This is a genomic window from Pseudomonas sp. SCT (genome assembly GCF_003864275.1).
GTDB classification, from domain to species: Bacteria; Pseudomonadota; Gammaproteobacteria; order Pseudomonadales; family Pseudomonadaceae; genus Stutzerimonas; species Stutzerimonas stutzeri_AE.
Genome location: NZ_BDJA01000009.1, coordinates 180,240 through 191,146 on the forward strand (window position 1 = coordinate 180,240; position 10,907 = coordinate 191,146).

Consider the following 10,907-nt stretch of genomic DNA (forward strand, 5'->3'; position numbering starts at 1 on the left):
AGGGGGCGGCCGCTTGGCTGGCAAGTATTCCGAGTGATCTGCTGGGTCTGTTCACTCGTCCCTGCCTTCGAGCATGGTGCGCTTGAGCATCACGTAAATGGCACCGGTGCCGCCATGGCGTGGCAGGCAGGACGTGAAGCCAAGCACCTGAGGGTGTTGCCGCAGCCAGGTGTTGACGTGGCTTTTGATCAGCGGCCGCTTGCCATCCAGGCGCGCGGCCTTGCCATGGGTGACCCGGACGCAGCGTACTTCGAGCCGTGTTGCTTCTGCGATGAAGTCCCATAACAGTTCGCGCGCCTTCTCGACACTCATGCCATGCAGGTCGAGGCTGCCTTCGAATGGAATCTGACCGGCCTTGAGTTTGCGGACCTGGCTGTCTTGCACGCCGTCGCGAGCCCAGTACAGTTCGTCCTCGGCACCTACGTCGATGACGAACTGATCCGACAGGCCATCGACGCGAGTCGTGTCATTGCTTACGGTGGCATTGCTGCGGCGGGTGGCGATCTGCTCGCGATTGCTACGTGCCTTGCCCGTCTCGGCACGGTCGTGCTTGATCGGTTTGACGCCGCGCACGGCAGATTGGAAAAGGGAAAAGTCGTCGTCTTGCATGGAGCCTCCAAACAGGCAGGCAGTTTACCCCAGCCACTGCGCCTGGCGGATACGCGTTCCGTCCAGGCACTTATTTGTCGAGACAGCTGTTGTCGGCAAAAGGCGATTAAGTGGCGTAGATAGCACGGCGAGGTAAGCGCCTAGCGAGCAAGCGCCGCTACGTCCTGGACGCAAACGGCGAAATTGTCCGCCAGGATAGTCATCTCGATACGGTGGACCTGCTCGGCATCGATACTGCCGTCGCCCATTGGCAGATTGCGCGTGGCGCACGCGCTATCGACCAATGTGCAGCGATAGCCATAGTCCTTGGCAGCGCGAACGGTGGTACTGATGCTCGAGTGGGTCATGAATCCGCAAACGATCAGATCAAGACGCCCCAGTTTCTGCAGCAGTTCATGCAGTTCTGTACCGGAGAAGGCATTCGGAAGACGCTTGGCAACCACGGCCTCGCCAGGCAGCGGAGCGGCTTCAGGCATGATCTGTCCGCGAAAGCCCTGTGGGTCGAAAAGGCCACCGCTGATGCCGAGGTGATGCACATGTACGATCGGCGCGCCGGCTTCGCGCGCTGCTGCCAGCAGACGGGTGATTTCCGGAAGTGCCCGATCCAGGGCAGGCAAGGCCAGAACACCGCTGCGGTATTCCTCCTGCACGTCGATGACCAGCAGGGTGGCATTCGTCAGCGTCGCCGGGTTATAGCTACGGCCACTGAGCTGAAGCATGGTCTGTGGCTTGGTCATTGTCGGCTCCTTGTGCTGTGAGGGGGCTGATTGTGGCGCCTGAACGCGCCGATGTGAACTGTCCAGCCGATTGTTTCGCTTGGCCGGCAAATGACTGCGCGGTCGCGGTCTTAGGCTCGGACTGCCACAAAAATTCCGTGCCGAAGGGTACTGCCAGTGGCCAGCGAACGCTCGCAACGAATTGGGCATTTACAAAGCTGTCTTAAACATTGCTGGCGAACCACGGTCCGGCAACCACCGCCGTAGCTCGGATTTTCCGATGCCTGTTAAACTCGCGCACTTTTTTCAGGAGACGCCCTTGTGACCGCTTCGCTCTCTCGCTTGCGTACCCTGCGTGACTATATTCGCTGGGCTGTCAGCCGCTTTCAGGCGGAGCAGCTTTTCTTTGGCCATGGCACCGACAACGCCTGGGACGATGCCCGGCAATTGGTGCTGGGCGCGTTGCATTTGCCGTGGGAAATGTCCGATAGCTACCTGGACTGTCGCCTGGAACAGGATGAATGCGAACACCTGCAGAACCTGTTACATCGGCGCATCGAGGAGCGCGTGCCGACCGCTTATCTACTAGGGCAGGCCTGGTTCTGTGGCTTGCCGTTCATTGTCGATGAGCGCGTTTTGATTCCTCGATCGCCGATTGGTGAGCTTATCGAGCATCGCTTCGAACCGTGGCTGCCTGGTACACCGAAGCGGATACTCGATCTGTGCACTGGCTCGGGTTGCATCGGCATTGCCTGCGCGTACGAGTTTCTCGAAGCAGAGGTGGTGTTGGCGGACCTGTCGTTCGATGCGATCGAGGTGGCCAACCGCAACGTCGAGCAACATGGCCTTGAGGACCGCGTTTACACCGTGCAAAGCGATGGTTTCGATGGCTTGCCCAATCAGCGTTTCGATCTGATCGTCTCTAACCCTCCTTATGTCGATGCGGAAGATTTCGGCGATATGCCTGATGAGTTTCACCATGAGCCCGCCTTGGGGCTGGCGTGTGGTGAAGACGGTCTCGATCTGGTGCGTCGAATGCTTGCCGAAGCAGCGGACCATCTGACTGATGACGGCACTCTGATCGTCGAAGTCGGTAACAGTCAGATTCATGTGCAGGCGCTGTATCCGGAAGTGGATTTCACCTGGCTGGAATTTTCACGCGGCGGGCATGGGGTGTTCCTGTTGGCCGCGCAGCAGTGCCGTAAGCACCAGGCGCTGTTTCGCTCTCGCCTCGAGAAGCATTGAGCTGCGGACCAGAACCGGTAGCTGCGCGACGAACAGGTGTCTGGCTGAAAAAGTGGGCTAGCGAGCTGGTCTAATCTCGTCGTTTCTTCTGAGCATTTGTCTCGTGAAGCAGGTCTGTTGCATGTAGCGATGATCTGAAGTGCCGGTTTGTTTGATCGGATGATCATCGTCATGCGCGCTGCATGCCACTGACTCAGCACTCAAGCGGACGGACCATGCCAGGCATCACGGTAGAATCCATCACCTTTTCGTTGTTTGGCGCCCTGGGCGACCTGGCGCTGCGCAAGCTGTTTCCAGCCTTGTATCAGCTGGACCGAGCCGGTCTTCTGCATCCCGACACACGGATTCTGGCGCTGTCGCGCGAGGGTGGCGAGCCTGCGGTGCATGAGGCGCGGATCGTCCAGGCTCTGCGTATGCGAGTTCCTGCCGCCGAACTTGATGAAAGCGCGCTGGAGCGTTTCAGTGCGCGCCTGAATTACATTTCGATGGATTTTCGCCGGCCAGAGGATTACGTAGCACTGCGCGAATCAGTCCCGGCCGAGTGCCCTTTGATCGCCTATTTCGCGACACCTGCGGGTGTATATGGAGAAATCTGCACGTCCCTCGCCTCGGTAGGGCTGGCCGAGCAGGCAAGAGTCGTGCTGGAGAAGCCTATCGGGCACGACCTGCATTCCTCACAGGGCATCAACGATGCGGTTGCGGAGCATTTTCCGGAGAGCCGCATCTATCGCATCGACCATTATCTAGGTAAGGAAACCGTTCAGAATCTGATTGCACTGCGGTTCGCCAATAGTCTGTTCGAAACGCAGTGGGACCAGCACCACATCTCCCATGTCGAAATCACCGTAGCGGAGACGGTGGGGATCGAAGGGCGCTGGGGCTATTTCGATCAAGCCGGCCAGCTACGCGACATGGTCCAGAACCATCTGCTGCAGTTGCTTTGCCTGATTGCAATGGATCCACCAAGCAACCTCACTGCCGATAGCATTCGTGACGAGAAAGTGAAGGTACTCAAAGCGTTGGCGCCGATAACGGCGGAGTCGATCCATCAGCGAGTGGTTCGGGGTCAGTATGCAGCTGGAAACGTTGCCGGTGTTTCGGTCCCGGGCTACCTCGACGAGGAAAACTCCAATGCCCAGAGCAGCACGGAAACCTTCGTGGCCTTGCGTGCCGATATCTGTAACTGGCGTTGGTCGGGAGTGCCGTTCTATCTGCGTACCGGCAAACGCATGGCGCAGAAGCTGTCGCAGATCGTTATCCATTTCAAAGAGCCGCCTTTCTACATCTTCGCGCCCGAACAGCGCGCGCTGATCAGCAACCGCCTGATCATCCGGTTGCAGCCTGACGAGGGCATCTCGCTGCAAGTCATGACCAAGGAGCAGGGGCTGGACAAGGGTATGCATCTGCGCAGCGGGCCGCTGCAGCTGAATTTTTCCGAAACCTACAAGAGCACCCGTATTCCCGACGCATACGAGCGGCTGCTACTTGAAGTCATGCAAGGCAACCAGAACCTTTTCGTCCGTAGGGATGAAATCGAATATGCGTGGCAATGGTGCGATCAGCTTATCGAGGGCTGGAATCGTCTCGGCGCGGAGCTCAAGCTGTATCCGGCGGGCTCTTGGGGCCCGGTCGCTTCGATTGCATTGATTACACGTGATGGGAGGGCGTGGTATGGCGATCTCTGAGCTGGATCTACCAATCGGCGTTATCGCGCACAGTTCGGCAGATCCTCAGTGCCAGGCCGAGTTGATGGCTGATTGTGTCGCAGGTGCGCTCGCCTATGCGGTGCAAACCCACGGAGTCGCCAGCCTGGTTGTGTCTGGTGGGCGCAGCCCCATCACGTTCCTCGAAGCGCTTTCCAAACGAGAGCTGAACTGGGCGAAGGTTCAGATCAGCCTTGCCGACGAGCGCTGGATACCAACTGGTGAACCGGCAAGCAACGAGGGATTGGTGCGTCGGCACTTGCTACAGAACGCTGCCCGCGAAGCTCGACTGATCGGGCTTTATCAGCCTGCCGATTCCCTTGCTCAGGCAGCGTCGCTGGCCGAGCTCGCCTTGGAGCAGCTGCAGCAGCCCATCGATGTGCTTGTTCTCGGCATGGGCGACGATGGCCACACGGCCTCACTGTTCCCAGGAAATCCGAACCTGGCACATGCGTTGCGACCGGACTGTCCGGAGCGTTGTCTGCCAATGCAGGCCCCGGCGGAGCCTGCAGCTCGCCTGACAATGACTTATCCGCTTCTATCCTGTGCACGGATGCAGTGCCTGGCTATCCAGGGAGCCGACAAGCTCGAAACCTTGCGCGCGGCATTGCATGCCGATCCGCTGCAAATGCCGATTCGTGCGTTCCTTCATTCTCCGCTCGAGATTTACTGGTGCCCGTGAGGCCCGAGGACTCTTGCATGACCATGGACCAGAAAAACGCTCTGATTGAAAAAATCTGCGTGGATGCGCGGATCCTGCCGGTGATCACGATAGGCAGCGAAGAGCAAATCCTGCCGCTTGCCGATGCGCTTGCCGCTGGCGGTCTGCGCACGCTGGAAATCACCCTGCGGTCCAGTCATGGCCTGACGGCGATTCGGCGGTTGCGCGAAGAGCGGCCCGATCTCTGCGTTGGTGTAGGTACCGTGCTCGACCGGCGGATGATGGATGAGGTGGAAGCCGCTGGGGCGCAATTCATCGTCACGCCTGGCTCGACCCGGGAGATTCTGGAGGCCGGAGTGAGCTGCTCAGTGCCTCTGCTGCCGGGCATCAGTAGTGCGTCCGATCTGATGGAGGGTTATGCACTCGGCTATCGCCGGTTCAAGCTTTTTCCGGCTGAGGTGTGCGGTGGTGTCGCCGCATTGAAAGCTTTGGGCGGTCCTTTTGCTGACGTTCGCTTTTGCCCGACAGGCGGTGTGACGGCGGCGAATGCTGCTAGTTATCTGGCCCTGCCGAACGTGATGTGTGTGGGTGGAACCTGGATGATCGATAGCACAAGCCTCGGCGAGGGCGACTGGCCAAGCATTCAGCAGCGCACTGCCGAGGCCCTTGCCGCGTTGGCATAGTGCAGTGATGCCTCGCCCCGGATCGCTGCTACGCTGTCGTTGGTGCGTAGCTGCCGCTATGCGCGTATGATTCGCGCCCTTTCAATCGGATTGCCACACCGGGAGGTGCCCAGATGACCGAGCACGAAGAAACAAGCACACACGTAACTCATGGCGAAAAGCTGCAGAAGGTTCTGGCCCGCCTGGGCATGGCTTCGCGTCGTGATGTTGAAAAATGGATCGTTGAAGGTCGGGTAAAGGTCAACGGTGCAGTTGCGAGCCTTGGCCAACGGGTCGACTCGCATGACGCCATTGCTGTCGATGGCCGCCTGCTCAAGCGGGAAGAGGCTAATGAAGTCGTACGACGCGTACTGATCTACAACAAGCCCGACGGCGAGATCTGCACCCGCAATGATCCCGAAGGCCGTCCAACGGTTTTTGATCGTTTGCCTCGACCAAAGGAAGGCCGCTGGATCAACATCGGCCGTCTGGACATCAACACAACCGGTCTTTTGCTCTTCACCACCGATGGAGAGCTGGCCAACCGCCTGATGCACCCATCGTATGAAATGGACCGCGAGTATGCGGTACGCGTGCGTGGGGAGGTCGACGACGAAATGATCGAGCGGCTGAAGACCGGCGTCATGCTTGAAGATGGTCCGGCACGCTTTACCGACATCCAGGAAGCGCCTGGCGGTGAAGGGTTCAACCATTGGTATCACTGTGTAGTGATGGAAGGTCGCAATCGTGAGGTTCGTCGGCTTTGGGAATCCCAGGGGTTGGTCGTGAGCCGCCTGAAGCGGGTCCGTTTCGGTCCAGTATTCATGACGTCCGATCTGCCGATGGGACGCTGGCGCGAGATGTCGCAAAGCGAAGTGGACATCCTCAGCCAGGAGGTTGGCCTCAAGCCGGTTGCTCTGCCGAGCATGAAAGCGAAGGCCAAGGAAAAGATCGACCGCATGCAGCGCAAGGTGGCAAAGCCGCTTGGTCGAGGCGAGCGTCGGCCCCGTGTACTTCGCTCGTCAACTGAAGCTGATGTCGCCGGCTCGGACAAGCCGCGGGTGCAGCGGGACGATCAGGCCGGGCGTAAGCCTCGTGTCAACGAAGGGCGTAGCGATAAGACTCGCGGGACACCTGTCGCCGAGCGTCCGGGCGACGCGCGTAAAGGCGGCAAGCGCAACGACGGGGCGGGGCGTCCGTCAGGGCCAGGCAAAAGGCCGGCTGGCGATGGTCAGCGTCCGGGCTTCGGGCGTAGCAAGCGCACCTGATAGCTGTATCCAGCGCTGCGCAATGGTGTGATGCCATTGCGCAGCGTTTTTGTTTCCGTAGAGCTTGGCTATTGCGCGTTCAGCGCCTGACCATTCACTCCGATGCTGTCCGGCCCCATCAGATACAGATAGACAGGCATGATCTCTTCGGGCAGCGGATTGACCTGCGGGTTCTCGCCGGGATACGCCTTGGCACGCATATCGGTGCGGGTTGCGCCGGGGTTGATGCTGTTGGCGCGCACCGGCGCGGTTTCATCCACTTCGTCCGCTAGTACCTGCATCAGACCTTCGGTGGCAAATTTGGATACCGCATAGGCGCCCCAGTACGCGCGTCCTTTGCGACCGACGCTGCTTGATGTGAATATCACCGAAGCGTCTTTGGCGAGCTTGAGCAGCGGTAGCAGGGTGCTGGTCAGCATGAACATCGCGTTCACATTCACCTGCATCACACGCATGAAGTTGTCGCCGGACAGTTGTTCCAGTGGCGTACGCGGGCCGACGATCGCTGCGTTGTGCAGCAGCCCGTCAAGATGGCCGAATTCGCGCTCGATCATCGCCGCCAGCTCGTCGTACTGGTGCGGCAGGGCGGTTTCCAGATTGAACGGGATGATGGCAGGGTGCGGATGGCCGGCCGCTTCGATGTCGTCATAAACACGGTTCAGGTTGTCTTCGTTCTTGCCAAGCAGTAGTACGGTCGCGCCGTGAGCGGCGTAGGCTTTTGCCGCTGCTTCGCCGATGCCGCGACCAGCTCCGGTTACCAGAATGATGCGCCCTTTGAGCAGGTCGGGGCGGGCGGAGTATTCGAACATCGGATGCCTCATAAATCGTCAGGTAATAGGCGCTCAACAGCATTCGTTGAGCAACAGGGCAGATGCTTGCTGTTGGTACTTCAACAGCTGCAGATGGCTCGATCCAGAACTTTCCGAAGCTCCAGCGGATGGTCCACGACCACGTCTGCACCCCAGTTGCTTGGGTTGTCTTCCGGGTGGATATAGCCATAGCGCACCGCGGCGGTTCTACTGCCTGCCGCGCGACCGGACTCGATATCTCGAAGATCGTCGCCGACGAACAGGACCGCAGATGGATCGAGATCGAGCTGTTTGCAGGCAAGCAGCATCGGCTCCGGATCGGGCTTACTCCTGGCAACGTGGTCAGGACAGACCAGTACCGCGGAACGCGAGGCGAGGCCCAGCTGATGCATGATCGGCTCCGCGAAACGCAGTGGCTTGTTGGTCACAACGCCCCAAAGCAGATTGGACCGTTCGATCTCGTCCAGCAGCTCAGCCATACCATCGTAGAGATGGCTGTGTACGGCGCAGTGTTCCTGATACCGCTCCAGGAATTCGAGTCGGAGCTCTTCAAACTCGTCTGACAGCGGGTCGACGTCAAACGCGCTGAGCACCATCGCTCTCGCTCCTCCCGACACCACATCACGGACCTGTTGGGCAGGGACGGGAGCAAGGCCACGAGCAACCCTCATCGCTTGTGCGACGGCAATGAAATCCGGAGCGGTATCGAGCAGGGTACCGTCCATGTCGAACAGAACAGCGCGCAGGCGCATCATCCCTCCTTAATTGTCTGGACCATGTAGTTGACGTCGACGTCGGCAGACAGCTTGTAATGCTTGGTAAGCGGATTGTAGGTGAGGCCGATTATGTCTTTGACGGCAAGCCCGGCGTCGCGGCTCCAGGCGCCGAGCTCCGAAGGGCGGATGAACTTCTTGAAATCGTGGGTGCCGCGTGGGAGTAGCTGAAGCACATACTCAGCGCCAATGATGGCGAGCGCATATGCTTTCGGATTGCGATTGATCGTTGAAAAGAACACTTGGCCGCCGGGCTTTACCAGTGCACAGCAGGCGCGGATGACAGATGCCGGATCCGGTACGTGCTCGAGCATTTCAAGGCAGGTGACGATATCGAACTGTTCCGGTGCTTCCTCTGCCATGGCTTCGGCAGTGATCTGCCGGTAATCAATCTCCAGGCCCGACTCAAGAAGATGTAGTCGCGCTACGGAAAGCGGTGCCTCACCCATGTCGATACCGGTGACTTCAGCGCCCCGCTGTGCCATGGCCTCGCTGAGAATCCCGCCGCCACAGCCAATGTCGATGACCTTTTTACCTGCCAGCGAAACATGCTCGTCTATCCAGTTCACGCGAAGTGGATTGATTTCGTGCAGTGGCTTGAATTCGCTTTCGCGATCCCACCAACGATGGGCAAGGGCTTCGAATTTAGCGATTTCAGCGTGGTCGACGTTGCTCATGGTCCGGTCCGTTTTGAATGCTTGAGAGAGAAGCTTGAGTCGCAAACGCGAATGTTGCCAGCTCAGGATGCAGTAGGGGCACCTATACGGCCCCTCGTTCATATGTCATATCGTCGCGCAAGTGCAGCCGAATTTCGATTTCGTCACCTTTGGCCTCGGTCCTTGCTCGATATTCTGTCGCCCCATTGGCAGGCGTTTGCGATAACGCGCTGCTCGTCGATCCGAGTCAATCGGCCGTTGTCGAGCAACTGTTTGCCGCCGACCCAGACATGACGAGCGGACTCTTTGCTGGTGGAATAGATCAACTGGGACACCGGGTCGTATATCGGTTGCTGGGCTAGGCCGGAGAGGTCGAAAGCGACGAGGTCCGCGAACTTGCCTACCTCCAGCGAACCGGTGTGGTCCTCGATGCCCAGGGCCCGGGCGCCGTTGAGCGTAGCCATTCGCAAGGCTCGATGCGCGTCGAGCGCGGTTGCCGAACCGGCGACCGCCTTGGCCAACAAAGCAGCGGTGCGTGTCTCGCCCAAAAGGTCCAGGTCGTTATTGCTCGCGGCCCCGTCCGTCCCGATAGCCACATTAACCCCTGCCTCCCAAATTCGTTCAACCGGGCAGAAACCACTGGCTAGTTTAAGGTTGGACTCAGGGCAGTGGATGACGCTGCAGTTATGCTCGGTTAGCAGCGCGAGATCGTCGTCGCTTACCTGCGTCATATGAACGGCCTGGAATCGCGGGCCGAGCAGCTGCAATCGCGCCAGGCGCGCCAGCGGTCGCTCTCCATGCTTTTGCAAGGCGTCTTGAACTTCCTGGGCGGTCTCGTGGACGTGCATGTGAATGCCTGCGTCCATCTCCGCCACCAGAATACGGATGCTCTCGAGCTTGTCATCCGCCACTGAATAGGGCGCATGCGGGCCGAAGGCAACCGTGATGCGCGGATGGTGCTTGAGGTCATCGAACAGCTCGACGCCCTTGCGTAGCGCTTCATCGGCATCCCGAGCGCCGGGAATAGGGAAGTCGAAAACCGGGATGGTGATCTGCGCTCTTACCCCGTGCTTATGGACCAGTTCGCTCGCCACGTTGGGATGAAAGTACATATCTGAAAAGCAGGTGATCCCGCTTTTCAATTGCTCGGCAATCGCCAGTTCGGTGCCGCAGCGAACGAAGTCTTCATCCACCCAGCGCGATTCGGCCGGCCAGATGTGCTCTTTGAGCCAGCGCTGTAGCGGCAAGTCATCGGCCAGTCCACGGAACAACGTCATGGCGGCGTGCCCGTGAGCATTGACCAACCCCGGCGCGAGTAGCATTCCTTTTAGTTCTTGAGTTTCGATGGCGCCTTGCTTGAGCGCCTCAGCACGTGGTGCTATCAGCGCGATACGTCCGTCCCGAATGCCAAGCCCGTGCCCTTTGAGCACTACCCCGGCCGGTTCCACCGGAACAAGCCAGGTAGGAAACAGCAGTAGGTCTAGCGGTGCATCGCATTGTGGGAGCATCGGGGAACCTTGGCTGAGTGGGAGGGCCGTCAGTGTAATGGTTGAAGCGGCTAGAATGAAGGAAGTGCTGGTGGGCCTAAACTCGCAGATCGGCCGTTGCCACATATATAGACAGGCAAGGCGATCGCCAAGCAAAAGCACAGCCCCGCAATGGCTGCCCGAACAAAACTGAAATAAACGGTTGACGTTAGTTTTCAGGCTCCTATAATGCGCACCACTTCCGGCGCAGTCCTTAAGCAAAACCTCTTGTAAATCAAAAGGTTAGCGAAATAAAAGGGTTGCACGGATGGCGGATTC

Annotated in this window: 11 protein-coding genes; 5 read left to right on the plus strand and 6 right to left on the minus strand. The window is 59.0% G+C overall.

What is annotated here, in order from left to right:
* Nucleotides 1–51: 51 nt before the first annotated feature.
* Nucleotides 52–609: a Smr/MutS family protein gene (locus BHD08_RS20145; protein WP_015276823.1), complete on the minus strand. Its 558-nt coding sequence runs from the start codon at nucleotides 607–609 to the stop codon at nucleotides 52–54.
* Nucleotides 610–749: 140 nt separating this feature from the next.
* The gene (locus BHD08_RS20150) at nucleotides 750–1,346 is read right to left on the minus strand and encodes a cysteine hydrolase family protein (RefSeq protein ID WP_015276824.1); all 597 of its coding nucleotides are present in this window, start codon (nucleotides 1,344–1,346) and stop codon (nucleotides 750–752) included.
* Between the two features lie 300 nt (nucleotides 1,347–1,646).
* On the opposite strand from BHD08_RS20150, the gene prmB reads away from it, so the two are divergent.
* The 5 genes from prmB to rluB all read left to right on the plus strand — a co-directional run bounded on the left by prmB (nucleotide 1,647) and on the right by rluB (nucleotide 6,864).
* Entirely contained in the window at nucleotides 1,647–2,570 is a 924-nt protein-coding gene (prmB, locus tag BHD08_RS20155; RefSeq protein WP_125024592.1) for a 50S ribosomal protein L3 N(5)-glutamine methyltransferase, read from the plus strand.
* A gap of 215 nt (nucleotides 2,571–2,785) precedes the next feature.
* A complete protein-coding gene (zwf, locus tag BHD08_RS20160; RefSeq protein WP_125024594.1) occupies nucleotides 2,786–4,255 on the plus strand; it encodes a glucose-6-phosphate dehydrogenase in 1,470 nt (489 codons plus the stop codon).
* Nucleotides 4,242–4,955 carry a 6-phosphogluconolactonase gene (gene pgl / locus BHD08_RS20165; RefSeq protein WP_125024596.1) on the plus strand — a complete coding sequence of 238 codons (714 nt, stop codon included), beginning with the start codon at nucleotides 4,242–4,244 and terminating at the stop codon, nucleotides 4,953–4,955. Before zwf ends, pgl begins: the two co-directional genes overlap by 14 nt.
* Before the next feature lie 17 nt (nucleotides 4,956–4,972).
* Complete coding sequence (locus BHD08_RS20170) at nucleotides 4,973–5,617, plus strand: bifunctional 4-hydroxy-2-oxoglutarate aldolase/2-dehydro-3-deoxy-phosphogluconate aldolase (protein WP_125024598.1); 645 nt, start codon at nucleotides 4,973–4,975, stop codon at nucleotides 5,615–5,617.
* Nucleotides 5,618–5,730: 113 nt separating this feature from the next.
* Nucleotides 5,731–6,864, plus strand: coding sequence for a 23S rRNA pseudouridine(2605) synthase RluB (gene rluB, locus BHD08_RS20175; protein ID WP_015276829.1), 1,134 nt, complete (start codon nucleotides 5,731–5,733; stop codon nucleotides 6,862–6,864).
* Between the two features lie 68 nt (nucleotides 6,865–6,932).
* Here rluB and BHD08_RS20180 read toward each other — a convergent pair whose 3' ends face one another.
* The 4 genes from BHD08_RS20180 to BHD08_RS20195 all read right to left on the minus strand — a co-directional run bounded on the left by BHD08_RS20180 (nucleotide 6,933) and on the right by BHD08_RS20195 (nucleotide 10,610).
* On the minus strand, nucleotides 6,933–7,673 hold the full coding sequence (locus BHD08_RS20180; protein ID WP_015276830.1) for a YciK family oxidoreductase: 741 nt from the start codon (nucleotides 7,671–7,673) through the stop codon (nucleotides 6,933–6,935).
* 80 nt (nucleotides 7,674–7,753) lie between these two features.
* The gene (gene mupP / locus BHD08_RS20185; protein ID WP_015276831.1) at nucleotides 7,754–8,425 is read right to left on the minus strand and encodes an N-acetylmuramic acid 6-phosphate phosphatase MupP; all 672 of its coding nucleotides are present in this window, start codon (nucleotides 8,423–8,425) and stop codon (nucleotides 7,754–7,756) included.
* A complete protein-coding gene (gene ubiG / locus BHD08_RS20190; RefSeq protein WP_015276832.1) occupies nucleotides 8,425–9,123 on the minus strand; it encodes a bifunctional 2-polyprenyl-6-hydroxyphenol methylase/3-demethylubiquinol 3-O-methyltransferase UbiG in 699 nt (232 codons plus the stop codon). The genes mupP and ubiG overlap by 1 nt, the downstream gene beginning before the upstream one ends.
* Before the next feature lie 143 nt (nucleotides 9,124–9,266).
* Nucleotides 9,267–10,610 (minus strand): TRZ/ATZ family hydrolase, encoded by a 1,344-nt coding sequence (locus BHD08_RS20195; protein ID WP_015276833.1) that lies wholly within the window; start codon nucleotides 10,608–10,610, stop codon nucleotides 9,267–9,269.
* Nucleotides 10,611–10,907: the final 297 nt, after the last annotated feature.